The following is a 23,403-nucleotide window of genomic DNA, read 5'->3' as shown; positions in this document are numbered from 1 at the left end:
TGGAAAGCTTCAGTCGCCCAGACTTAGGGACGGCGACGGTTCCATAGCGCAGGCCTAAATGCCTGTGCTCTATAGGATCTTTACGGCGCCGCGAGATGCCTAGGAGGCTGGTTGTGTCGTTTGGTGATCTGAAAATCCCCCATAAGCTGATGGCTGTTTTCGCCGTTATGCTTGCCGCGATCATGCTCATGGGCGGAGCGCTGTTTGCCAATAAAATGAACTATGAGCGATCGGTGCAGCGTACGGAGCGGGCCTACAGTTCGCTACGCGCCGCCGACACCGCCGCCTTCAGGCTGACACGGCAGGAGAACTCGCTGCGCGGCTTCCTGCTGTCGGCCGACCCCTACTATGTCGAGCGCCTGGAACAGGCTCACAAACCCAAGTTCCTCGCCGCGCTGAAAAAGCTGCGCGAACTCGCCAACGGCAATACCGAGGATCTGGCCCGGATCGCTACAGTCGAGGCCGCCTACGCCAATTTCCGGGCGGTCGCCATCGAGCCGGGCGAGACGCTCGGCGCCGATCCGCTGACCCGGGCGCAGGCCGTCGATCTGGTGCGCAACGACGGCGTCGCCGACAAAGCGGTTGGACCGGTCGAAGACGCCATCGAGGCCATCGTCAAACATTTTGAAGCGGTTCTCGCCGTCGAGGCCGCCGCGCAGCACAAGGCGTCGACCGTCTCGACCCTGACCCTGGCGATCGGCATCCTGATCACGGTGGGTATCGCCCTGGGCGGCGGTTTGCTGCTGAGCGGCGGCATCGCCGGCCCTGTGGCCGCCATGACGGCCGCCATGCGCCGCCTGGCCTCGGGCGACAATACGATTGAGGTGCCGGCCGCGGGTCGCAAGGACGAGATCGGCCAGATGGCCGGCGCCGTCACCCACTTCAAGGAAGCCGCCATCGCCAAGGAGCGCCTGGAAGGCGAGTCGGCGAGCCAGCGCTCGCTCTCCGAACGTGAACGGGCTGAGCGCGAGGCCGACAAGGCCGCCGAAGTCGAGGCCGACGCCGCCGCGTTCGGCGCCCTGGGCATGGCCCTGGACCGTCTGGCCAATGGCGACTTGACCCACCGCATCACTGCGGATTTCGTGCCCAAGGCCCAGCAACTGAAGACCGACTTTAACGCCGCCGCCGCTCGTCTGCAGGATGCGATGAAGAGCATCGCCGTCACCACCAACGGCGTCAGCTCCGGCGCCGATGAAATCGCCCGGGCCTCCGACGATCTGGCCCGCCGCACCGAGCAACAGGCCGCCAGCCTCGAAGAAACCGCCGCCGCTCTGGACGAGATCACCGCCACCGTCCGCCGTACGGCGTCGGGCGCCAAGGAGGCGTCCGAGGTTGTGGCCACGGCGCGCGGCGACGCTCAGCGTTCGGGCGAGATTGTCAGCCAGGCCGTCACCGCCATGACGGCGATCGAGGGCTCCTCGCAACAGGTCAGCCAGATCATCGGCGTGATCGACGAGATCGCCTTCCAGACCAATCTGCTGGCCCTGAACGCCGGGGTCGAAGCGGCTCGGGCCGGCGATGCGGGCCGCGGCTTCGCCGTCGTCGCCCAGGAAGTACGGGCCCTGGCCCAGCGCTCGGCCGACGCCGCCAAGGAAATCAAGACGCTGATCTCCACCTCGACCCAGCAGGTCGGCGCGGGCGTCAGCCTGGTGGGCCAGACCGGCGAGGCCCTGCAACGCATTGTCGAGCAGGTCGCCTCGATCAACGCCCTGGTCACCGAGATCGCCGCCTCGGCCAATGAACAGTCCACGGGACTGCACGAGGTCAATATCGCGGTCAACCAGATGGACCAGGTGGTTCAACAAAACGCCGCTATGGTCGAGCAGGCCACGGCCGCCACCCACGCCCTGAAGGGCGAGGCCGGCGAACTGGCGGGCCTGGTCGCTCGGTTCAAGGTCGCCGAAGGCGCCAGCCAGGCGGCCCCGCGTCCCGGGTCGACGGCCCCGGCCCCGGCCCAGCCTCGCGCTCGTCCCGTCACCGCTGTCCAGTCGAGCCGCGGCGGCGCCGCCGTGGCGGTGAAGGAAACCTGGGAAGAGTTCTGAGCCGCGCGCTCCTCGGGGCGCGTGCTCGGCCGCGTGATTGACGGCCGCTAGGCCTGGGCGCCCGCGCCGCCGATGTCGTCGCGGGCAATGATCGCCACGGGTCTGTCGTCGTCGAACAGTTCGGCCCACCGGGCGGCGGAGTGATCACGCAGCATGCGGCGGCAGCAGGCTTCCGCCTCGCTCAGGGTCTGACTGGCCAGGGCCTCCATGTGAGGCACGTCTGAGCCGTAAGAATAAATATAGCAGAAGTAGGTCATGCGAGCTCCCGCTTCCGGATCGCGGATCGGGAAGACACTGGCTCGCAGCCTAGCGTCGCCGTGACAGGGCGCTGTCCGGTAGCCGACATAGTGCGACGACTTCGCCGGGAATTCTTGCGGAAGGAAGGTCCTTGGTGGAGCCGAGGGGAATCGAACCCCTGACCTCCTCATTGCGAACGAGGCGCTCTACCATCTGAGCTACGGCCCCAAGGAAGCGCGGGAATAAGGCGGGGCGCGGTCCGCGTCAAGCGCTCGAGTTCAGCTTTGCTTGCATGGGCGGGCAAGGCGCGGCAAGAAGCGAAGAACTCGGACAGGAAACCCATGGCCGCCATTCTCAATTTCATCTTCTTCATCGCCGGTTCGCTGCTCAGCCTGCTGTGGTGGGCCATCATCATTTCGGCTGTCATGAGCTGGCTGGTGGCCTTCGACGTGATCAATCTGCGCAATCACGCCGTCTATCAGATCAGCACCTTCCTCGACCGCGTGACCGGTCCCGTGCTGCGGCCGTTCCAGCGGATGATCCCGCCGATGGGCGGCGTGGACATCAGTGCGATCATCGTCCTGCTGATCATCACGGGCATCCAGAACTACATTCTGCCCGCTCTGCACGGCTCTCTGCTGAGCCTGTTGGCCTAGCCATGCTGCTGGCCGTTCGCCTGACCCCGCGCGGCGGGCGTGACGGGGCGGACGGCTGGGCTCAGGACGCCGACGGGCGGCCCTATCTGAAGGTGCGCGTGGCCTGCCCGCCGGTCGAGGGCGAGGCCAACGCAGCCTTGATCGCCTTCATCGCCAAAAGTCTGCGAACGCCCAAGTCCGCCGTCCGGCTGGCGGCGGGGGCGACGGCGCGCGTCAAGCGGCTGGAAATCGACGGCGTCGACGACGCGGATCTGGAGCGCGCCTTCGGCCCAAGGCCCTGAGTGCGACAAAGTGACGCGATGACTGCCGATTGGGTATAATTTACCCTTGGGGAAGCCTGTTAGGGCGGCGTTCGCCATAAAAATTACGGGTTGTCCAAGGAAAAGTCAGCAATCTGATCGTCGAAGGGCGGGTGACGCTTCACGTCATCTTAGGCCTTCGCGGGCAGCTTTTACCCAAGAACCACAAGACCAGGGTCAGTCGGGAGGCCCACACGCTGATGGATGGCATTCAGGCCCAGGTTGACAGGATGCCGGCCGCGATTTCGCGGCGCGCCAATTCGCGCCTGCGGATCATCGCCGCCCTGATCATCGCGCTGATCCTTCACGTGTTTGTCGGCATGGCGTGGGTCTGGATCTGGGCCGCCCTGTACATCCTGGTGCAGGCGCTGGAACTGTGGCTGAGCCAGACCCCGACGGTTAGCGCTCCGGCCTCCGCTGCGACCTGGCGTCGGCGGGCCCTGGCCATGGCGCCCTTTGTCAGCTCCGCCATCTTCGGCGCTCTGGCCCTGCCTTTGTTCGCTTCACATCAGCGATTCGCGCCGACCCTGGGCGGCATGCTGCTGGCCGGCGCGCTGCTGAATGTCATCGTGGTCAATGCCGGGCTGAGAGGCGCCACCCTGGCGTCGGCCGCGCCCTATCTCGTCTATTTGCTGGTCATTCCCCTGATCGCCCGCTGGGCCAATCCCGACGCCCCCCTGGCCTATGCGCTCTGGTTCGGGGCGCTGCTGCTGAGCGCCTCGGTCGCCGTGGCCAGCCGGACCCTGGGGGCGGCGCTGAAGGCCGAGGCCGACGCCAAGCAAGAAGCCGAGCGCCGCCGTCATGAGGCCGAGGAAGCCGTCGCCGCCAAGTCCGCCTTCGTGGCGATGATCAGTCATGAACTGCGCACCCCGATCAGCGCCATCCTGGCGGGCGCGGCGCGCCTGCACAGTGAGAGCCCCGAGGCCAGTTCCAAGGTCCATGCCCAGTTGATCAGCGACGCGGGCGGCCTGATGAAGGCGCTGCTCAACGACCTGCTTGACTTTTCGCGTCTGGAGGCCGGCCGCATGGCGGTCGAGACGGCGCCCTTCAATCTGCGCCAGACCGTGTCGGACGCCGTGCGCTTCTGGCGGCCCGAACTCGTCAGGAAAGGCCTGCGTCTGCGACTCGAGGGCGCCGCGCGCCTGCCGCGGTGGGTGGCGGGCGACGCCCTGCGCCTGCGGCAGGTGCTCAACAACCTGCTCTCCAACGCCATCAAGTTCACCGATCAGGGAACGATCACGGTTCGGTTGCAGGTGAGCGGCGAGGAGGATCAGCGCCAGCTGACCATCACCGTCGTCGATACGGGACCGGGCATTTCCGAGGGTCTGATGCCGCGCCTGTTCACCCCCTTTGAGCAGTTGCACACCAGCGTCGTCCGTCAGCATGGCGGTTCGGGTCTGGGCCTGGTGATCAGTCGCGAGTTGGCCCGCCTGATGGGCGGCGACCTGGTCGCAGGCAGTGTCGAGGGCCAGGGCGCGGTCTTCACCCTGTCGGTGCGGCTCGAACTCGCCCACGCGCCGCAAGACACCCTGATGGGCCCGTCGATCGCCGGCGCGCGGGTTCTGGTGGTCGATGATCATGTGGTCAATCGCCGGGCCATCGAGCTGGTCCTGCAGCCGTTCGGCGTGGAGACCACCCTGGCCGAGAGCGGCGAACAGGCCCTGGAGCTGCTGGGCGCGGAGGCCTTCGACGCGGTGTTGATGGACGTCTACATGCCCGGCATGGACGGCCGCGAGGCCACGCGGGCCCTGCGCGCGGGGACTGGGCCCAACCATGCTACGCCGGTGATCGCGGTGACGGCTTCGGCCACGTCCAAGGACTGGGAAGCCTGCCGGGCCGTGGGCATGACCGGCCATGTCGCCAAGCCGATCGACCCGATCGAGCTCTACAAGGCCCTGGTCGACGTGCTGGTGGACGGGGTTCGCGCGGCGGCCTGATCCAGCACCGCCGCCAGCCGCGCCTTCAGGGCGTCAGCGTCCTTCATCTCGCATTCCCAGATCGTCTCGACCCGCCAGCCGGCCGCCGCCAGGGCCTCTGTTGTGCGGACGTCGCGCGCCGCGTTGCGGGCCACCTTGGCCAGCCAGTAGTCGCGATTGGCCTTGGGCACCCGTGATCCCCGCGCGCAGTCATGGCCGTGCCAGAAACAGCCATGGACGAAGAAGGCCAGCTTGCGGCCGGGCATCACCAGGTCGGGCTTGCCGGGCAGGTCCTTGCGCTGCAGCCGATAGCGGGCGCCCAGGGCGGTGAGGGTCTTGCGCAGCAGCCGCTCGGGGCCGGTGTCCTGGCCCCTGACCCGGGCCATCACCGCCGAGCGCTTGGCCTTGTCATAGACGTCGGTCATGGCCGGGTTTCCGACGGGCGGCGGCGGGTTCGCCCCCGCCCGTCGCGCAAGGGGGCTACAGCCCGTCGAACAAGGCCGTGGACAGGTAGCGTTCGGCGAAGCTGGGGATGATCGCCACGATCAGCTTGCCGGCATAGTCGTCGCGCAGGGCCAGGTCGAAGGCGGCGGTCAGGGCGGCGCCGGAACTGATGCCGACCGGAATGCCCTCGACCGAGGCCGCGCGGCGGGCCATGGCGAAGGCGTCGTCATTGCTGACCTGGACGATGTCGTCGATCACGCCGCGATCCAGGATGCCGGGCACGAAGCCGGCTCCGATGCCCTGGATCTTGTGCGGACCCGGCGCGCCGCCCGACAGCACGGCCGAGGCTTCGGGCTCGACAGCGACCATCTTTAGGCCGGGCTTGCGGGCCTTCAGCGCCTGGCCGACGCCGCTGATGGTGCCGCCCGTGCCGACGCCCGAGACCACAGCGTCGACGGCGCCGGCGGTGTCGTTCCAGATCTCCTCGGCGGTTGAGACGCGGTGGATCAGCGGGTTGGCGCTGTTCTCGAACTGCTGGGGCATCACCGCGCCGGGGGTGGCCTCGATGATTTCCTGAGCCCGGGCGACGGCGCCGCGCATGCCCTTCTCGGCCGGGGTCAGCTCCAGCTTGGCGCCCAGCAGCAGCAGCATCTTGCGCCGCTCGATCGACATGCTTTCGGGCATGACCAGGATCAGCTTGTAGCCCTTGGCGGCGGCCACGAAGGCCAGGGCGATGCCGGTATTGCCGCTGGTGGGCTCGACCAGGGTGTCGCCGGGCTTGATCAGGCCCTGGGCTTCCAGCGACTCGATCATCGCGACGCCGATGCGGTCCTTCACCGAGGCCAGGGGGTTGAAGAACTCCAGCTTGGCGACGACCTCGCCCTTGGGCTTGATCTGGGCCGACAGCCGCGGCAGGCGAACCAGCGGCGTGTCGCCGATGGTGTCGAGGATGGAGTCATAGATCTTGCCGCGCCCGGAACGCTTGTAACGGGCCGCGTCGTAGGAGGAGGTGGCGTCGGCCATGGGAAGATCTCGCTGCAGCTGGGTGGGCCCGCAGGCCTTTGAGCCACCTTACGGCCGGGGGTTTGGCCTGTCAGCGGGTCATTCGGCGGCGAGGTTTGCAGTTTTGCTATCAATCAGCGGTTCCAGCAGCCGCTCTGCCAGCCAGCGCACCACCGGGGGCGCGACGCCGTCGCCGATCACGTGCAGGCCGGCGGTCTGGCTGCCCGGCAGGGCGTAGCGGTCTGGCAGACCCATCAGGCGCGCGCCTTCCCGGGGGCTGATCAGGCGCGAGCGCACCTGGCCCTGGTCGATGACCAGCAGGGTCTGACGCGACGAGCCGCCGCGCGGGGTGCGCAGGCATCCGGCCAGACCGTCGAAACGCACCTCGGCCCGCTGCTCGCCGCCCCGCATGCGTTTGAAGACCGAGCCGACCGCGCGTTCGCCGCCGGCCAGGCGGGACTCGACGGCGCCGCGGTGGGCGGGGGCCATCAGGGCCAGCAGGTTGCGGGTCTGCTCCGGCGTGTTCCAGCGCGCGGCGAGATCCGGCTCGAGGATCGCGGCCAGATCGGTGTTGCGGGCTGGGGGCGTCTCCAGACCCCACCAGATCCAGGCGGCCTGCAGCGTCTCGGGCAGTCGGGCGTGGGCCGCCTTCACGGCGCGGGTCTGGAACGGGCTGGGGCCGGCCAGGGCCTCGGTCGGGGCGCGGGTGGCGATCACGAAGATCCGCGGCCGCGACTGCGGGGTGAACCGGGCTGCGTCGATCTCCAGGGCGCCGAAGCGATAGCCTTCGTCGGCCAGGGCCTGACACAGGGCGGTAAAGTCGCGCCCCTCATGCGAGGTCAACAGTCCGACGACATTCTCGACGACCAGCGTCTCGGGGGCGCGGCCCTCGGCGCCCAGGGCCTGAACCAGTTTCCAGAAGCCGAAGAAGGCCGAGGAGCGGCCGCCGCTCAGCCCAGCCCTCGCCCCCGCGAGGCTGAAGTCCTGGCAGGGGCTGGAGGCCCAGGCCAGGTCGGCGGTAGGCAGGTTCCGGGGCTCGATCGCCCAGACGTCGCCCTCGTGGAAATGCTGGTCGGCATCGGCGAAATTGGCCCGATAGGTCGCGGCCTTGACCGGGTCGAAGTCATTGGCGAAGGCGCAGGTCCAGGCCTCGCCCAGGCCGATGCGAGCCATGCCGCCGCCGGCGAAGAATTCCAGAAAGGTGGCGGAGGCTTTGCGAGTCATGATGCGAGAGTCTAGCCTCAGTCGGGCAAGAGGGGATAGCCGCCGCCATGTTTCGCATCGTTGCCGTCTGCGCCCTGGCCCTGACCCTGGTCGGCTGCGGCGAGTCTCTGGGCGCGTCCGAGGACGCCGCGCCGCCGGCCGACGCGCCCAGGGTCAACGGCGTCGACTATTCCGGCGACTTCGACGCCCTGGGAACCGAGCCGTTCTGGAGCGTCAAGGTCCGCGCCGACGGCGTGTCGCTGATTCGGCCCGACCAGGCCGAGGTCCGCAACGGCAATCCGGGCGTGCGGCTGGACGGCGAGCAGGGCGTCTGGGATTCCAGCGGCGCGGAGCCCAAACTAGGCCGCCTGGTCATGCGGCTGACGCCGGGCGTCTGCACGGACGGCATGTCTGACCGGGTCTACCGGTTCTCGGCCGAGATCTGGGTGGATGGCGAGACGCTGCGCGGCTGCGCCGATCATACCGATCAACTTCAGGCTCAGCCCAAGCCCTAGAGCATTTTCCGATAAGTGTGAAACGGTTATCGGATCGAAAAATGCTCTAAACTTTTGATTTGGAGCATTTTTCGCCCGACCCTGATGAAGCCATCAGGTCGGAAAGGGCTCTAGGACGCCTGGGCCTTAGCCGCGCCGCAGTTGGATCGTCTCAATCGTGGACTGTTCGGGATGCCGCTTGCTGCCGCCGGGGGTGGGCAGCAACAGGCCGATCGTGACGGCGATCAGGAGGGCGAGGGCGAAGGAGGCCTTGATGGCCATGGCGGATCTCTGGTCTGGCGTCGCGCGAAAATCGCGGTTTCGCTTCAGCAACACAGATGGTTGCCAAAACACGATGTTCAAGCCCACCCGGCAGAATGGGCGGGGAACGGCGCCAGAATGCAAAAAAGGCCGGGACCCTGCTTGAAGGTTCCCGGCCCAACTTGGTCGAAACGTGCGTATCAGATCGAAATCAGAAGATTTCGAACAGGCCGGCGGCGCCCATCCCGCCGCCGATGCACATCGTCACCACGCCCAGCTTGGCGCCGCGACGCTTGCCTTCCATCAGCAGGTGGCCGGCGCAGCGGGCGCCGGTCATGCCGAAGGGGTGGCCGATGGCGATCGAGCCGCCGTTGACGTTGTACTTTTCCGGATCGATGCCCAGCTTGTCGCGGCTGTAGAGGCACTGGCTGGCGAAGGCTTCGTTCAGTTCCCACAGGTCGATGTCGTCGACCTTCAGGCCGTGGCGTTCCAGCAGGCGCGGCACGGCATAGACCGGACCGATGCCCATTTCGTCGGGCTCGCAGCCGGCGACGGCGAAGCCGCGGAAGGCGCCCAGCGGCGTCAGGCCGCGACGGGCGGCCTCGGCGGCTTCCATCACCACCACGGCGGCGGCGCCGTCCGACAGCTGGCTGGCGTTACCGGCGGTGACGAACTTGCCCTCGCCCATCACCGGCTTGAGGCTGTTGAGGCCTTCCAGCGTGGTTTCGGGACGATTGCACTCGTCCTTGTCGACCACGTAGTCGACGAAGCTCTCTTCCTTGGTTTCCTTGTTGACCACCTTCATCTTGGTGGCCATCGGCACGATCTCGTCCTTGAACAGGCCGGCGGCCTGGGCGGCGGCGATGCGCTGCTGGCTGCGCAGGGCGTATTCGTCCTGATATTCGCGGCTGACATTATAGCGCTTGGCCACGATGTCGGCGGTGTCGATCATCGCCATCCACAGGGCCGGATGGGTCTTCATCAGCTTGTCTTCGGTGATGTGGAAGCGGTTCATGTGACCGCCGCCCTGCACCAGGGAGATCGACTCGACGCCGCCGCCGATGGCGACATTGGCGCCGTCATTGCGGACATAGTTGGCCGCCGTGGCGATAGCCTGCAGGCCCGACGAGCAGAAGCGGTTGATGGTCTGGCCCGAGACGGTGACCGGCAGGCCGGCCCACATGGCCGCGTTGCGCGCCACGTTCATGCCGGTGGCGCCTTCGGGACCGCCGCAGCCCAGGGCCACGTCTTCCACTTCGCCGCCGTCAAGACCGGCGCGCGACACGGCGTGCTGGATGGCGTGACCGGCCATGGCCGCGCCATGGGTATTGTTGAAACCACCGCGGTTGGACTTGGCCAGACCGGTGCGGGCGTAAGAGACGATGACCGCTTCGCGCATTGGGCGCTTCTCCCCGTTAAACGTTAGTTTGAATTGGCGGCGACCTTAGACTCGGATTTCCTCCGGCGAAAGGTCACGCGCACGTAAGGCGGAGAGTCGGGCGCCTACTCCCCGAACCCCTCGCCCGGCGTCATCGGCGACAGCCGGATCAGCCGCGAGTCCTCGACCGCCGCTTGCCGGTGCTTGACCCATTCGCGGTAGTCCGGATCGGTGACCATGGCCAGGAAGGCGCCGGCATTGGGATATTCCGCGATGAAGGCGATGTCCCAGCGCTCGTCGGTCGGTCCGGTCACCACGACCTCCGGCTTGCCCGCCCAGATCTGGCGGCCGCCCAGCCGGGCGAACAGGGCGGCGGTCTCGCGGCCATAGGCGCGATAGGCGTCCAGCCCCGAGCGGCCCTTGCCGTGCTCGGGATGGTCGACTGGATAGTCGGCAATGGCTTTGAGCCGCACCAGGTTCAGCATCTGGATCGGCGCATCACGCGGCAGGGCCTTGAAGGCGTCGAACTGCTCGCGGGTGGGGTCGATGCTGGACATGGGGGCGGTCTCCCTAGTGTGGCTTGCGCCCATTTGGCGGCCAAAGGACGAAAAGCGCCAGAGCCAGCAGGGCCAGGGCTATGGCTTCGGCAGGCCGTGTGCGCCAGGCCTCGACCGCCCCCAGGCCATTGATCACGAAATGCGGAACGATCCCGGCGATCAGCACGCTGCCCCGCGTCTGCGTGAACAGCCAGGTCATTAGCAGCGATAGGCCGATCGTGCCCAAGGCGTACCAGCCCAGGTCGGACAGCGGCGTGTTGACGATGCCCGAGAACAGGAAGGCCGGGATGTGCCAGATCGTCCAGATGACGCCTAGCGCGCCCCCCGCGACTAGGGGCGGCCACCGCTCCAACAGGCGGGGTAGGGCATAGCCGCGCCAGCCGAGCTCCTCGCCCAGCGGCCCGGCATTGGTGATGATCTGGGCGGTGGTGAACAACAGCAGCGGGGTGACCACCAGCACGTCGGCGGGGCGCACGGGCCAGGTGCTGAACGGCGGCGCCAGCAGGCTGAGACCCAAGGCGATCGCCGGCAGGGCCAGGAACGCGAGCGCCAGCGCCCAGAGCGGCGTCACCTGGATCAGATGGCGGCCAAGTCGGGTCAGGCCCGCCGTCCCTTCGAACGCCAGAGTCAGGGCCAGGGCGACGAGGCTCGGCGAGCAGGCCGCCAGCAGATAGGCCGGCGAACCATAGGCAAAGGGACCAAAGGCGGCGGTGAGCGGCTTGGGAAAAAGCAGATAGAGGCCGCCGACGCCCCAGCTGATCAGGAAGACCAAACCCAGAAAGAGCCAGACGTGACGAAGTTCCCGACCGTTGGCTCTTTCTGTCATGGCCTCATTTCTTCGGCAGGATGGTCAGGCCGTCGGACAGTTCGTTGGTGTCGTCGGCCTTGACCGGCACATGGCTGGCCAGGATCTGTCCCGTGCGGGTGACGGCGGCGACGAAGCCGTCGGCGATCCTGCCGCGTTTCATCCCGGCCACCAGGTCAGCGACCACATCATCCCAGACCGCATGCGGCGCGGCCTTGTAGATGCCCTCGTCGGCGATGACCTCGACGCGATGCTCGGCCAGGGCGGCGAAGATCAGCACGCCTGTCCGGTCGCGGGTCTGGTGCAGGCCGTGGCTGAGGAACTGGTCCATGGCCGCGCGCTTGACCCGGGCCGTCTTCAGCGCGCCGGGCGTCAGGGCGCGGCGCACGGCCGGGATCGAGACGATCAGGGCCGCCAGGATGAACACCGCCGCCTGCACGGCGATATAGATCGACAGGGCCGAGAAGATCGCCGCGTCAGTGACGTCGTGTCCGACGGTCCAGCCGCCGAACAGCTGGGTCAGCATGTCGGGGCGCAGGCCGGCGAACAAGGCTGCGGCCGGCAGGATCAGGGCCGCCGTCGCCGCCCAGATCAGCGGGGTTTCGCGATAGTCCGACACCTCGGGCGCCAGCACGCAGAAGATCTCGCCGGCGGTGGTCTTTTCAGCCGCCGCTACAGCCGCAGCGATGCGGGCGTGGTCCTCGGGGGATATTTTCGGCATCACCAGCTCCCTGAACTTCCGCCGCCGCCGAACGAGCCGCCGCCGCCGCCGCCCCAACCGCCGCCACCGCCGCCGCCCCAGTCATTGTGGCGACCGCCGCTGTTGCTCAGCGCGCCCAGGATGATCCAGGGCAGGGCCGAGCCTAGGCCGCCGCCGCGACCGCCGCGACCGCCACGCCCTCCGGACAGAAGTCGGCTGACCAGGAAGATGACAAAGAAGAATATGATGATGCCCGCGACGCCGCCGCCGCCGCGACGGGCGGCCTTGGGCTCGGCCGCCTGGGCGACATTGGCCTTGGCCTGGTCTTCGGGCAGGGACAGCTGGGCGAGGATCTCGTCGGCCCCCGCCACGACGCCGCCTTCCATGTCGCCGGCCCTGAACTTGGGCAGAACGGCGGTCTGGATGATCAGGCTGGACAGGGCGTCTGTCAGGATCGGCTCGAGGCCGTAGCCGACCTCGATGCGGACCTTGCGGTCATTGGGGGCGACCAGAAGAATGACGCCGGTGTTCTTGTCCTTCTCGCCGATCCCCCAGGCGCGGCCCAACTGATAGCCGTAGTCCTCGATCTCATAGCCTTGCAGCGTGGGGACCGTGGCCACCACCAGCTGACGGCCGGTGGTGTCTTCCAGGCCCTTCAGCTTGGTCGTCAGATCGGCCTCGACCTGGGGCGAGAGGATATTGGCTTCGTCGACCACCCGTCCCGACAGGGCCGGGAACTTTGGCTCGGCGAAGGCCGGGGCGGCCGACAGCGCCAGGAGCGCCAGAGCAGCGGTCGCCCATCTCCTCACCCGTGCAACGGGGGAGGTGGCGCGGCGCGGAACGCGCCGTGACGGAGGGGGCGCGGCGGTCTGGACGGAGCGTGCGGACGCCCCCTCCACCGCTTCGCGGTCCCCCTCCCCCGCGATGCGGGGGAGGAGAGATCGGAGGCCGTTCACCTCAGTTGGCCGCCGGAGCCGGCGCGGGCGCGGAAGCGGGCGGAGCGGAGTCGAAGCTGACGGTCGGGGCCGATTGGGCCGAGGCCGTGGCCTGGAACAGCTGGGCCGGCTTCTGGCCGCTATAGACCGTCTTGGCCCACAAGATGCTGGGGAAGGTCCGCAGGGTGGTGTTGTACTTCTGGGCGGTCAGGTTGTAGTCGCGACGCGCGATGGTGATGCGGTTTTCCGTGCCTTCCAGCTGGCTCTGCAGGGCCAGGAAGTTCTGGTTCGACTTCAGGTCCGGATAGCGCTCCTGAATGACCATCAGTCGGCCCAGCACGCCCGAAAGCTGGTCCTGGGCGGCGGCGAATTTCTGGAACTGGGCCGGATCAGTGATGGTCGAGGCGTCGACCTTCATCTGGGTGGCGCTGGCGCGGGCCTGGGTGACGGCGGTCAGGGTGTCTTTTTCCTGGGCCGCATAGCCCTTCACCGTGGCGACGAGGTTGGGCACCAGGTCGGCGCGGCGCTGATACTGGTTCTGCACCTCGGCCCAGGCGGTCTTGGTCGCCTCGTCCTGGGTGGGAATGGTGTTGACGCCGCAGCCGGCGAGGCCCGCCGCGAGGGACACGACCAGCGCCAGGCGCGCGGCGTTTTTGACGAAACGGTTCATTCAGCCCTCCAATGAGCCTGTCCGGGCCGGACGCTGCGTCCGACAGGGAAAATCAGGCTCGCCTTCGACAACCCGAACGCGCGGACGCGACCTCGCTTGGCCATCAGCCTCGCACACATCCTTTAGATAGGGCGCCGGCCCCCGTTCGTCAGGAAAAACCGGATTAAACCTTATCCATCTCGGCGAAAGCCTTTCGGCGCGGGCCCAGGTAGCCGAACAGCCAGGCGGCCACCTTGCGGATCTGGATCTCTTCGCTGCCCTCGGTGATCCGGTAGCGGCGGTGGTGGCGATAGATGTGCTCGAACGGCTTGTGGCGCGAATAGCCGATGCCGCCATGCACCTGCATGGCCCGGTCGGCGGCCTCGCAGACCAGGCGGTTGGCCTGGTAGTTACACATCGAGACCTTGTCGGAGAGGCGCTTTTCCACCTCGGGCTTGGTCATCTGGTCCATCTCCCAGGCGGTCTTGCGGATCAGCAGCCGCAGCATCTCCGCTGTGCTGGCCAGTTCCACCAGCGGGAACTGGATGGCCTGGTTCTCGGCCAGGGGCTTGCCGAACGGTTTGCGGATCCGGGCGTATTTGACGCTTTCCTCGATGCAGAACACCGCCGCCCCAAGGCTGGAGGCCGCCTGGCGGATGCGGTTTTCGTGCACGAAGTGCTGGGCCAGGGCCAGGCCGCCGCCCTCGGGGCCAAACATCGCCGAGTCCGGAACCCAGACCTGCGTGAAGCTGACCCGGGGGTGATCGGTCGGCATGTTGAAGGTCCAGAGATATTCCTCGATCTTCACGCCGGGGGCATGGGCCGGGACCAGGAAGGCGGTGATCCCCCTGGCCTCGCCGTCCGCGCCGCTGGTGCGGGCGAACAGGCAGCAGTGGGTGGCGGCGTGCATGCCGGTGGTCCACATCTTCTCGCCGTTGATCCGCCAGCCGGCCTCGCCCTTGTGGGTCTCGCGCACGGCGCGAGTCTCCATGAAGGTGGCGTCCGATCCGTGGTCGGGTTCCGTAAGACCAAAGGTCGGCCGGAAGGCACCCTTGTCGAGCATGTCGGTGATCAGGTGCTGCTGATCGGGGCGGCCGAAGTCGCGGATCATCAGCACGAAGGGATTGTTGCCGACGATCGAGTGCTCGTTCTGCAGGTCGTTGAACAGGCCCAGGCCCTTGCTGGCCAGGTGCTCGCGGATCACCGCCATCCACAGGTTGGAGCCGTCCTGGCCGCCGAACGCCTTGGGCAGGGCGAAGCGGTAGTGGCCGGCGGCGTCGGCCAGCTTGCGGGCCTTGCCCAGCAGCGCTTCCCACTCGTGGCGGGGCAGGCCGCCGCCGTCCCAGTCGGTGCGGGCCCATTCGCGGCGGTGGTCGAAGAAGCGTTCATTGTCGTCGCGAGCCTGCAAGGGCGCGATCTCGTCGGCAATGAACTGGTCGAGCACGGCCAGATAGGCCGTCAGTTCCGCCGGTAGGGTGAAGTCCATGGCCGAGCCTCCCTGCACGTTTTCTCGTTCTTGCCGGCACTATGCGCGTCGCTTGGCCGCGACCAATCGTGCCGTTGGGGAAGATCGATCTTAACCGGGCCTTGACCAAGCGCCTGTAAGATCCGTTGCATGACCATGATGATTGCCGCCGCGATCCTGGGCGCCGCGCTTGGACTGTTCGTCCGGCCGAGGGTCTTGGGCGTGCTTGTCGCCGTGCTGGTGGTGGGATCGGTGGAAGGCGGGGTTCTGCTGCTGGTCAAGCTGCTGCATGGTCAGCCCAATCGCGAATTGCTGATCGGCCGGCTGCAGGCGCTGTTCGGCGACGATCTGCTCAGCGCGAGCGCGCCGGTCGCCGCCGCCCTGATCGGCGCTGTTCTGGCGGCGGTGATGGGCCAGTTCTCCGATCCGCGGAAGTCCGGCCCGGTGCTTACCGGTGATGACCTGCGGCGCAAGGCCGGCAAGAACGGACGCTATTCGCGGGTTCAGGGCATGGTCGAGGATCGGCAGATCCATCAGAAGGCCGAGAGCCGCATCGACTCCATCCTGGGTCTGTAGCGCGCCTCACCCGCGACGAGCTCGCCGTTTCCAAAAAAAACCCGACGCGACCAAATTCTGCTTGCGCATATTTTGAACGCTGATATCTAAGCAGTGCTTAGTTTGGCCTTGTGGCCTCGGTGGGGATGCCGAGGCTTCTAATCTCCGAGGCCAGCCTCCCCGTACCGCGTTTCACCGATCACCGATCCTGTCACGACTCCCCTGAACCGTTGGAGGGCTCCTATGAAGCTCCGTACCCTTGCGGCTGTCGCCGCTCTGTCCGTTTCCATGTTCGCCGGCGCAGCCCTGGCTGATGGCCGCGTCGCCGCCGCCCTGGAATCCCCCGTCGCCGCCAAGACCAAGATCGTTGCAGGCGGCGCCGTGTTCGTCTGCGACGGCGCGGAATGCGTCGCCGCCTCGGCTCCGTCGCGCACCGTCACCGCCATGTCGTGCAAGGCCCTGGCCAAGGAAGTCGGCCGCGTCTCGGCCTTCGGCGGCGAAACCAAGTCGCTGGACGCCGGCGATCTGGACCGCTGCAACATGTCGGCCAAGGCCGACAAGTAACGCCTCTCTGTAACCAGACGCTTTGGGGCGTTCGCGCTTCGTCTGGCTGTTTCCTTGAACTTGTCCTGATGGGCGGCGGGCCGGTCCCGCCGCCCTTTTTCTTTTCGCCGATCTTCGGTACTGGGAGCCCATGACCTCGACTCTCTCCGCCCAGATGGAAACCGCCCTGCGCGATATCGCCGGGAGCGACACCCGGCCCTCTTCCCTGACCATCGACTACGGCCCGGACGGCGATGACGAGGGGCTGGCCCTGCGCGCCTGGGTCGAACGGTCGACGCGCAGTCTGGTCTTCGCGCAGGGTGAAGCGCGGCGCCGTAACGGAACCCTCGCCGCCGCCGCCTCGGCGGTGTTTCGCCGTGTCGAGGCCTGATCGCGCCGGTTTGGTTGCGACTGCGAAAAGCCCGTGTTATCAGGCGCGCGGCTTGGGACGGGGCGGCGCATCAGCACCGGCTCTCCATGCGCTTTTTTCAAGCGCGCTCAAGCCTTTAAGCCGGGACATGGGTTAATCTCCTTGTTCGCGGCCATTGCAACGCACCGGGCGGATACCAAGTGGCGGACGAAACCAAGGCGACGGATGCGGGTCAGCGCTATGCGCAGTCCCTGTTCGAACTGACGATCGAAGGCGGCAACCTCACCAAGGTCGAGGCTGACCTGAAAAGCTTGAAGGCGATGGCCGCTGACAGCGCCGATCTGCGCCGCCTGCTGACCTCGCCCGCTTTCAGCGCCGAGGACAAGGCCAAGGGTCTGGCTGCGGTCGCCAAGAAGGCCGGCTTCCAGCCCCTGACTGTCAAGTTCCTCGGCCTGGTGGCCGCCAATGGTCGCGCCGACGATCTGCTGGGCGCGATCACCGCCTTCAGTGAACTGTCGGCCCGCCATCGCGGCGTCGTCTCGGCCGAGGTGATCTCGGCCGCCGCCCTGACGCCCGCCCAGATGAAGGGCATGCAAACCGCCCTGGCCTCGGCCCTGGGTAAGACCCCTGAACTCTCGACCCGCATCGACCCGTCCATCCTGGGCGGCGTCAAGGTGCGTGTCGGATCCCGCCTGTTCGATGCTTCGCTCCGCAGCAAGCTCGATTCCCTGAAATTCGCCCTGAAGCGCGCCTAAGCGTATAAGCGCGCCAAACGATAAAAATCGCAGAGAGCCCAAGACAGCCATGGACATCCGCGCCGCCGAGATTTCGGCCATCCTCAAGTCGCAGATCGCGAATTTCGGCGAAGACGCCGCCGTGTCCGACGTCGGCCAAGTGCTGTCCGTCGGTGACGGCATCGCTCGCATCTATGGTCTGGACAATGTCCAGGCCGGCGAAATGGTCGAGTTTCCGAAAGCCGGCGTGAAGGGCATGGCCCTGAACCTGGAGCGCGACAATGTCGGTTGCGTGATCTTCGGTCAGGACCAGGCCATCAAGGAAGGCGACGAAGTCCGTCGCCTCGGCGAGATCGTCGACGTACCGGTCGGCCGTGGCCTGCTGGGCCGCGTCGTCAACCCGCTGGGCGAGCCGATTGACGGCAAGGGCCCGATCGTTTCCACCGAGCGTCGCCGCGTTGACGTCAAGGCTCCGGGCATCATCCCCCGCAAGTCGGTGCACGAGCCCGTGCAGACCGGCCTGAAGGCCATCGACACCCTGATCCCGGTCGGCCGCGGCCAGCGCGAGCTGATCATCGGTGACCGTCAGACCGGCAAGACCGCCGTCGCCATCGACACCATCCTGAACCAGAAGGCCGCCAACGCCGGCAAGGACGAGAGCGCCAAGCTCTATTGCGTCTATGTCGCCATCGGCCAGAAGCGTTCGACCGTCGCCCAGATCGTCAAGACGCTCGAAGAGCACGGCGCCCTGGAATACACCATCGTCGTCGTCGCCTCGGCCTCCGAGCCGGCCCCGCTGCAGTACCTGGCCCCGTTCTCGGGCTGCGCCATGGGCGAGTGGTTCCGCGACAACGGCCTGCACGGCCTGATCATCTATGACGACCTTTCCAAGCAGGCCGTCGCCTATCGTCAGATGTCCCTGCTGCTGCGCCGCCCGCCGGGCCGCGAAGCCTATCCGGGCGACGTGTTCTATCTGCACTCCCGCCTGCTGGAACGCGCCGCCAAGCTGAACGAAGACAACGGTTCGGGCTCGCTGACGGCGCTGCCGATCATCGAAACCCAGGCCAATGACGTTTCGGCCTATATCCCGACCAACGTGATCTCGATCACCGACGGCCAGATCTTCCTGGAAACCGACCTGTTCTATCAGGGCATCCGCCCCGCCGTGAACGTCGGCATCTCGGTGTCGCGCGTCGGTTCGTCGGCCCAGATCAAGGCGATGAAGCAAGTCGCCGGCGCGATTAAGGGCGAACTGGCCCAGTATCGCGAAATGGCCGCCTTTGCGAAGTTCGGTTCGGACCTCGACGCCTCCACGCAAAAGATGCTGGCCCGCGGCGAGCGCCTGACCGAGCTGCTCAAGCAGCCGCAATATGCGCCGCAAGCCGTCGAAGAGCAGGTCTGCGTGATCTATGCCGGCACGCGCGGCTATCTGGACAAGATCCCGACCTCGGCGGTGCGCCGCTTCGAGGCCGATTTCCTGGCCCTTCTGCACAGCCGCCACAAGGATCTGCTGGACGGCATCCGCACCAAGAAGGCGCTCGACAAGGATCTGGAGAATACGCTGAAAAGCGTGCTCGACAGCTTCTCGTCGACCTTCGCCTAAGCCCCGTCGGAACGCTCGGAGAGAGTAGCGCCGAATGGCCAGTTTGAAGGAAATGCGCAATCGGATCTCGAGCGTCAAAGCGACGCAAAAGATCACGAAAGCGATGCAGATGGTGGCGGCGGCGAAGCTGCGCCGGAGCCAGGACGCGGCTGAGGCCGCTCGCCCCTATGCTCGGCGGCTGGCTTCGGTGATCGCCAACCTGGCGTCCGGCGTGTCCGGCGCCGGGGCTCCGGCCCTGCTGACCGGTACGGGCCGCGAGGATCGTCACCTGATCATCGTCGCGGCGGCCGATCGCGGTCTGGCCGGCGGGTTCACCTCGTCGATCGTCCGCGCCGCCCGCGAGCGGATCGACATGCTGATCCGCGAAGGCAAGGACGTGAAGATCGTCTGCGTCGGCAAGAAGTCGACCGCTCAGCTGCGCCGGCTGTACGCCGACCGCATCGTCGAGAATTTCGACCTGTCGGCCTATCGCCACTTCACCCTGTCGGTGGCCCAGCCGATCGCCGATCTGGTCACCAGCCTCTATGGGGCCGGCGACATCGACGTGGTCACGCTGTTCTACAGCCGCTTCAAGTCGGTGGTCATCCAGACCCCGACGGCGCTGCAGCTGATCCCGGCCGTTGTCGAAGGCTCGGCGGCGCCCTCCACCGGCGCGGTCTATGAGTATGAACCCTCGGAAGAGGAAATTCTCGAGACCCTGCTGCCGCGCAACCTGACGGTCCAGATCCTGTCGGCCCTGCTCGACAACATGGCCGGCTTCTACGCCAGCCAGATGACGGCGATGGACAACGCCACGCGCAACGCCGGCGACATGATCAAGCGCTACACCCTCGAATATAACCGTTCCCGCCAGGCCCAGATCACCAAGGAGCTGATCGAGATCATCTCCGGCGCCGAAGCGCTCTGATCACAAGCCTAACGTCCCAAAACGCACGCCTAAAAACGCACGCCCCAAACGCACGCAGAGACGCACGAAAGACCGCAACGCCATGGCCAAGACCCCCGCTAAGGCTCCCGCCGCCGCTGAAAAGCCGGCAGCTGTGAAGAAGCCCGCCGCCCCGAAGACGACCGCCGCAGCCGCTCCCAAGGCCGCGACCGCCGCCAAGGCTCCGGCCGCCCCGAAGGCTCCGGCCGCCAAGAAGCCGGCCGCGACCAAGGTTGCGCCCGCCACGATCGGCGCCGCCACCGGCAAGCTGGTGCAGATCATCGGCGCCGTCGTCGACGTCGAGTTCACCGGCGAACTGCCGGCGATCCTCAACGCCCTGGAAACGATCAACATCGCCACCGGCCAGCGCCTGGTGTTCGAAGTCGCCCAGCACCTGGGTCAGAACACCGTGCGCGCCATCGCCATGGACGCCACCGAAGGTCTGGTCCGCGGCCAGGCCGTGCGCGACACCGGCGACTCGATCCGCGTTCCGGTCGGCCCCGGCACCCTGGGCCGGATCATGAACGTCATCGGCGAGCCGATCGACGAGCAGGGCCCGATCCAGTCGGACATGATGCGCTCGATCCACCGCGAAGCGCCGTCCTTCGCCGAGCAAACCAACACCGCTGAAGTTCTGGTCACCGGCATCAAGGTCATCGACCTGATGTGCCCCTACACCAAGGGCGGCAAGATCGGCCTGTTCGGCGGCGCGGGCGTCGGCAAGACCGTGACCATGCAGGAACTGATCAACAACATCGCCAAGGCTTATGGCGGTTATTCGGTTCTGGCCGGCGTGGGCGAACGCACCCGCGAAGGCAACGACCTCTATCACGAGATGATCGAGTCGAACGTCAACGTCGACCCGAAGATCAACGGCTCGACCGAAGGCAGCCGCTGCGCCCTGGTCTATGGCCAGATGAACGAGCCTCCCGGCGCCCGCGCCCGCGTCGCCCTGACCGGCCTCTCCATCGCTGAATATTTCCGCGATGAAGAAGGCAAGGACGTGCTGCTGTTCGTCGACAACATCTTCCGCTTCACCCAAGCCGGCGCTGAAGTGTCGGCTCTGCTGGGCCGCATCCCCTCGGCCGTGGGCTATCAGCCCACCCTGGCCACCGAGATGGGCAACCTGCAGGAGCGCATCACCTCGACCAACAAGGGTTCGATCACCTCGGTCCAGGCCATCTACGTGCCCGCCGACGACCTGACCGACCCGGCGCCCGCCGCCTCGTTCGCCCACTTGGACGCCACCACCGTTCTGTCGCGCGACATCGCCGCCCAGGCCATCTTCCCCGCCGTGGATCCGCTGGACTCCACTTCGCGGATCATGGACCCGCTGGTCATCGGCGAAGAGCACTACAACGTGGCCCGTTCGGTCCAGGAAGTGCTTCAGCAGTACAAGTCGCTGAAGGACATCATCGCCATCCTGGGCATGGACGAGCTGTCGGAAGAGGACAAGCTGGTCGTCTCGCGCGCCCGCAAGATCTCGCGCTTCCTGAGCCAGCCGTTCCACGTGGCCGAACAGTTCACCAACACGCCCGGCGCGTTCGTGGACCTGAAGGACACCATCCGCTCGTTCAAGGGCATCGTCGCCGGCGAATACGACCACCTGCCCGAAGCCGCCTTCTACATGGTCGGCGCGATCGAGGAAGTCGTGGCCAAGGCTGAAAAGCTGGCGGCGGACGCCTGATGACCGACGAGCTGTCGAACTTCTGCTGCGAAGAGCTTGAGGACGCGGTCTCGTCGGATCCGTCCGCCTCGCTCGTCGAGCATGACAGCGGCCTGATTCTGATCAATCTGGGCGAACGGGAAGAAGAGGGCGAGACCGGCGTCGTGCTGGCCACCATCCGCTTCTGCCCGTTCTGCGGTACGGAAATCCAGACCGACGAAGACGTCGCCGCCGCTCTGGGCGATGTGGAGATCGTGGACTAATGACCAAGCTGCATTTTTCACTCGTCGCGCCGGAACGCGAACTGTTCTCGGCCGAGGTCGATCAGGTTGATGTCCCCGGCGCGGAAGGCGACTTTGGCGTCCTGGCCGGCCACGCGCCGTTCATGACCACCCTGCGCGAGGGCCGCGTCACCGTGAAGGACGGCGCGACCACCAAGCTGTTCGACATCCAGGGCGGTTTTGCTGATGTCGGCGAGGGCGGTCTGACCATCCTGGCCGAGCACGCGGTCGAAGCGGTCTAGATCCGCCTTCGTTGATTCGAAAATAACGCCTCCGTCCTGCCCAGGGCGGAGGCGTTTTCGCGTCTGGAGAGAAGCGCCGCGACGTCTGGCCGCAGTAAATTACATTTGTGACCCAATCTCTGTCGTAATCTGTCGCCATAAGGGTTGCGAGGGACTGCCTGTCGGTTTTAATGCCGACCTCTTGCTATTGGGGATATCTCGACCATGCGCCTTGCGCTCGCCAGCCTGATCGCCATCGGCGCGGTCTCCACGACCGCCATCGCCCAGGAGCAGACCGCTCCGGCTCCCGCGCCCGCGCCCGCGGAAGCGGCCCAAATGCCGATGCCGGCCCCCGCTGATCCGGCTGCGCCCGTTGATCAGACCGCGCCGGCCGCAGCCCCGGCGGAAGCCGCCGCGCCGGCCGAGACCTATGTCGAGCCGGTCCGCCCGCCGCCCTCGACCGATCCCACCGCCCTGCAGGCGCTGAGCGTTCTGGACAGGATCTGCAAGCCGGCCGTGGTCGGCGGCGACTTTGACGCCCTGGCCAAGGCCGCCGGCCTGAAGCTGAAGAAGAAGATGTGGACCCTCGACCTGGGCAAGCCCTATTCGATCGTCCTGGACAATCCCGGTTCGAACAAGAACGTCTGCACCCTGACCCTGCAATATGCCCAGGGCGACGCGCAGGCCCAGGCCCTGGCCACCGCCCTGCATGACTGGGCGACCTGGGAAAACAGCCCGCAACTGCGCCTGATCCGCAACGACCAGACGGTGGCCAGCGACTATCGCCGCTTCACCGTCTCGTGGGACGACGCCTGGGCCAACGGCCATGCCGGTCTGGTCTATGTGCGCTTGAAGAAGCTGGACGAAACCTCGGTCGGCAAGAACTATGAGCAGGCCCAGATCCTGTACAGCACCACCAGCCGCTAGAGCATTTTCGAGCGAAGTGGGATCCGGTTCGCGTGAAGAAAATGCGTTGAAAAGACCTTGAGCTCCGGCCTGACGCAGTCAGGACGGAAAGTGCTCCAAGGCCGCCTTGCCCCTTGCCGGGGCTGGTTCTATCAACGGAAGGCGCGGGGACGACCCCGCGCCTTTTGCCGTTTCCGGGGACGACCCCGTCAAGCGCCCGGAGGCGCAGGTCATGGCCTGGATCATCCTGTTTATCGCGGGTCTGTTTGAGATCGGCTGGGCCGTGGGCCTGAAGTTCACCGAGGGCTTTACCCGGCCCATCCCGATCGCCTTGACGGCGGTCAGCTTGGTGCTGAGCATGGGCCTGCTGGGCTGGGCCGTGAAGACCCTGCCCCTGGGCACGGCCTATGCGGTGTGGACCGGGATCGGCGCCGTCGGCACGGCCATCGTCGGGATCTGGCTGTTCAAGGAACCGGCCACGGCGGCGCGGCTGGTCTGCCTGGGTTTGATCGTGGCCGGCATTCTGGGGCTGAAGCTGTTCACGCCCACCCCCTAG

General features: G+C 66.8%; 28 protein-coding genes and 1 tRNA gene. 16 read left to right on the top strand and 13 right to left on the bottom strand.

What is annotated here, in order from left to right; genetic code table 11:
* Positions 1–113 precede the first annotated feature (113 nt).
* Positions 114–2,042, top strand: coding sequence for a methyl-accepting chemotaxis protein (locus ACW18B_RS01795; protein WP_492049141.1), 1,929 nt, complete (start codon positions 114–116; stop codon positions 2,040–2,042).
* A gap of 47 nt (positions 2,043–2,089) precedes the next feature.
* Here the strand turns inward: ACW18B_RS01795 and ACW18B_RS01790 are convergent, their stop codons facing one another.
* Together ACW18B_RS01790 and ACW18B_RS01785 are read right to left on the bottom strand one after the other, a co-directional pair.
* The gene (locus tag ACW18B_RS01790; protein WP_492049140.1) at positions 2,090–2,299 is read right to left on the bottom strand and encodes a hypothetical protein; all 210 of its coding nucleotides are present in this window, start codon (positions 2,297–2,299) and stop codon (positions 2,090–2,092) included.
* 132 nt (positions 2,300–2,431) lie between these two features.
* Positions 2,432–2,507 (bottom strand) — tRNA-Ala (locus ACW18B_RS01785).
* A gap of 113 nt (positions 2,508–2,620) precedes the next feature.
* Here ACW18B_RS01785 and ACW18B_RS01780 point away from each other — a divergent pair.
* The 3 genes from ACW18B_RS01780 (at position 2,621) to ACW18B_RS01770 (ending at position 5,171) form a co-directional block, all read left to right on the top strand.
* On the top strand, positions 2,621–2,935 hold the full coding sequence (locus ACW18B_RS01780; protein ID WP_492049139.1) for a YggT family protein: 315 nt from the start codon (positions 2,621–2,623) through the stop codon (positions 2,933–2,935).
* Between the two features lie 2 nt (positions 2,936–2,937).
* Positions 2,938–3,216 (top strand): DUF167 family protein, encoded by a 279-nt coding sequence (locus tag ACW18B_RS01775; RefSeq protein ID WP_492049138.1) that lies wholly within the window; start codon positions 2,938–2,940, stop codon positions 3,214–3,216.
* A gap of 218 nt (positions 3,217–3,434) precedes the next feature.
* Positions 3,435–5,171, top strand: a complete 1,737-nt coding sequence (locus tag ACW18B_RS01770) for an ATP-binding protein (RefSeq protein ID WP_492049137.1) — start codon at positions 3,435–3,437, stop codon at positions 5,169–5,171.
* Here the strand turns inward: ACW18B_RS01770 and ACW18B_RS01765 are convergent.
* The 3 genes from ACW18B_RS01765 to ACW18B_RS01755 all read right to left on the bottom strand — a co-directional run bounded on the left by ACW18B_RS01765 (position 5,120) and on the right by ACW18B_RS01755 (position 7,820).
* Positions 5,120–5,575 (bottom strand): very short patch repair endonuclease, encoded by a 456-nt coding sequence (locus ACW18B_RS01765; RefSeq protein ID WP_492049136.1) that lies wholly within the window; start codon positions 5,573–5,575, stop codon positions 5,120–5,122. The two genes, ACW18B_RS01770 and ACW18B_RS01765, sit on opposite strands and share 52 nt — an antisense overlap.
* Before the next feature lie 55 nt (positions 5,576–5,630).
* The gene (gene cysK / locus ACW18B_RS01760) at positions 5,631–6,617 is read right to left on the bottom strand and encodes a cysteine synthase A (RefSeq protein WP_492049135.1); all 987 of its coding nucleotides are present in this window, start codon (positions 6,615–6,617) and stop codon (positions 5,631–5,633) included.
* Between the two features lie 78 nt (positions 6,618–6,695).
* Positions 6,696–7,820 (bottom strand): DNA cytosine methyltransferase, encoded by a 1,125-nt coding sequence (locus tag ACW18B_RS01755; protein ID WP_492049134.1) that lies wholly within the window; start codon positions 7,818–7,820, stop codon positions 6,696–6,698.
* Between the two features lie 47 nt (positions 7,821–7,867).
* On the opposite strand from ACW18B_RS01755, the gene ACW18B_RS01750 reads away from it, so the two are divergent.
* On the top strand, positions 7,868–8,314 hold the full coding sequence (locus tag ACW18B_RS01750; RefSeq protein ID WP_492049133.1) for a COG3650 family protein: 447 nt from the start codon (positions 7,868–7,870) through the stop codon (positions 8,312–8,314).
* Between the two features lie 126 nt (positions 8,315–8,440).
* Here the strand turns inward: ACW18B_RS01750 and ACW18B_RS01745 are convergent, their stop codons facing one another.
* The 8 genes from ACW18B_RS01745 to ACW18B_RS01710 form a co-directional block, all read right to left on the bottom strand.
* A complete protein-coding gene (locus ACW18B_RS01745) occupies positions 8,441–8,575 on the bottom strand; it encodes a hypothetical protein (RefSeq protein WP_492049132.1) in 135 nt (44 codons plus the stop codon).
* Between the two features lie 190 nt (positions 8,576–8,765).
* Positions 8,766–9,953: an acetyl-CoA C-acyltransferase gene (locus ACW18B_RS01740; RefSeq protein WP_492049131.1), complete on the bottom strand. Its 1,188-nt coding sequence runs from the start codon at positions 9,951–9,953 to the stop codon at positions 8,766–8,768.
* 104 nt (positions 9,954–10,057) lie between these two features.
* Positions 10,058–10,489 (bottom strand): DUF1330 domain-containing protein, encoded by a 432-nt coding sequence (locus ACW18B_RS01735; protein WP_492049130.1) that lies wholly within the window; start codon positions 10,487–10,489, stop codon positions 10,058–10,060.
* Between the two features lie 13 nt (positions 10,490–10,502).
* Complete coding sequence (locus tag ACW18B_RS01730; RefSeq protein WP_492049129.1) at positions 10,503–11,315, bottom strand: CPBP family intramembrane glutamic endopeptidase; 813 nt, start codon at positions 11,313–11,315, stop codon at positions 10,503–10,505.
* A 4-nt stretch (positions 11,316–11,319) separates the two neighbouring features.
* On the bottom strand, positions 11,320–12,015 hold the full coding sequence (locus tag ACW18B_RS01725; RefSeq protein ID WP_492049128.1) for a TPM domain-containing protein: 696 nt from the start codon (positions 12,013–12,015) through the stop codon (positions 11,320–11,322).
* Complete coding sequence (locus ACW18B_RS01720; protein WP_492049127.1) at positions 12,015–12,803, bottom strand: TPM domain-containing protein; 789 nt, start codon at positions 12,801–12,803, stop codon at positions 12,015–12,017. Before ACW18B_RS01720 ends, ACW18B_RS01725 begins: the two co-directional genes overlap by 1 nt.
* 148 nt (positions 12,804–12,951) lie before the next feature.
* Positions 12,952–13,599 (bottom strand): LemA family protein, encoded by a 648-nt coding sequence (locus ACW18B_RS01715; protein ID WP_492049126.1) that lies wholly within the window; start codon positions 13,597–13,599, stop codon positions 12,952–12,954.
* A gap of 163 nt (positions 13,600–13,762) precedes the next feature.
* Complete coding sequence (locus ACW18B_RS01710) at positions 13,763–15,064, bottom strand: acyl-CoA dehydrogenase family protein (protein ID WP_492049125.1); 1,302 nt, start codon at positions 15,062–15,064, stop codon at positions 13,763–13,765.
* A gap of 129 nt (positions 15,065–15,193) precedes the next feature.
* On the opposite strand from ACW18B_RS01710, the gene ACW18B_RS01705 reads away from it, so the two are divergent.
* The 11 genes from ACW18B_RS01705 (at position 15,194) to sugE (ending at position 23,403) form a co-directional block, all read left to right on the top strand.
* Positions 15,194–15,619 (top strand): hypothetical protein, encoded by a 426-nt coding sequence (locus ACW18B_RS01705; RefSeq protein WP_492049124.1) that lies wholly within the window; start codon positions 15,194–15,196, stop codon positions 15,617–15,619.
* A 222-nt stretch (positions 15,620–15,841) separates the two neighbouring features.
* The gene (locus ACW18B_RS01700; protein WP_492049123.1) at positions 15,842–16,162 is read left to right on the top strand and encodes a DUF8200 family protein; all 321 of its coding nucleotides are present in this window, start codon (positions 15,842–15,844) and stop codon (positions 16,160–16,162) included.
* A 130-nt stretch (positions 16,163–16,292) separates the two neighbouring features.
* Entirely contained in the window at positions 16,293–16,532 is a 240-nt protein-coding gene (locus ACW18B_RS01695; RefSeq protein WP_492049122.1) for a hypothetical protein, read from the top strand.
* A 179-nt stretch (positions 16,533–16,711) separates the two neighbouring features.
* Positions 16,712–17,266, top strand: coding sequence for a F0F1 ATP synthase subunit delta (locus tag ACW18B_RS01690; RefSeq protein ID WP_492049121.1), 555 nt, complete (start codon positions 16,712–16,714; stop codon positions 17,264–17,266).
* Between the two features lie 49 nt (positions 17,267–17,315).
* A complete protein-coding gene (atpA, locus tag ACW18B_RS01685) occupies positions 17,316–18,848 on the top strand; it encodes a F0F1 ATP synthase subunit alpha (protein WP_492049120.1) in 1,533 nt (510 codons plus the stop codon).
* Between the two features lie 34 nt (positions 18,849–18,882).
* Positions 18,883–19,755 (top strand): F0F1 ATP synthase subunit gamma, encoded by an 873-nt coding sequence (locus ACW18B_RS01680; protein ID WP_492049119.1) that lies wholly within the window; start codon positions 18,883–18,885, stop codon positions 19,753–19,755.
* A gap of 82 nt (positions 19,756–19,837) precedes the next feature.
* Entirely contained in the window at positions 19,838–21,460 is a 1,623-nt protein-coding gene (atpD, locus tag ACW18B_RS01675) for a F0F1 ATP synthase subunit beta (protein ID WP_492049118.1), read from the top strand.
* Positions 21,460–21,702 carry a hypothetical protein gene (locus ACW18B_RS01670; protein ID WP_492049117.1) on the top strand — a complete coding sequence of 81 codons (243 nt, stop codon included), beginning with the start codon at positions 21,460–21,462 and terminating at the stop codon, positions 21,700–21,702. Before atpD ends, ACW18B_RS01670 begins: the two co-directional genes overlap by 1 nt.
* Positions 21,702–21,962, top strand: coding sequence for an ATP synthase F1 subunit epsilon (locus tag ACW18B_RS01665; protein ID WP_492049116.1), 261 nt, complete (start codon positions 21,702–21,704; stop codon positions 21,960–21,962). The genes ACW18B_RS01670 and ACW18B_RS01665 overlap by 1 nt, the downstream gene beginning before the upstream one ends.
* 204 nt (positions 21,963–22,166) lie before the next feature.
* On the top strand, positions 22,167–22,868 hold the full coding sequence (locus ACW18B_RS01660; protein ID WP_492049115.1) for a hypothetical protein: 702 nt from the start codon (positions 22,167–22,169) through the stop codon (positions 22,866–22,868).
* A 211-nt stretch (positions 22,869–23,079) separates the two neighbouring features.
* On the top strand, positions 23,080–23,403 hold the full coding sequence (gene sugE / locus ACW18B_RS01655; RefSeq protein WP_492049114.1) for a quaternary ammonium compound efflux SMR transporter SugE: 324 nt from the start codon (positions 23,080–23,082) through the stop codon (positions 23,401–23,403).

It is taken from the genome of Caulobacter sp. FV2ps19, from assembly GCF_058681035.1.
Note: the sequence above shows the minus strand (reverse complement) of the source record. Positions and strands in the feature narration are given on the sequence as shown.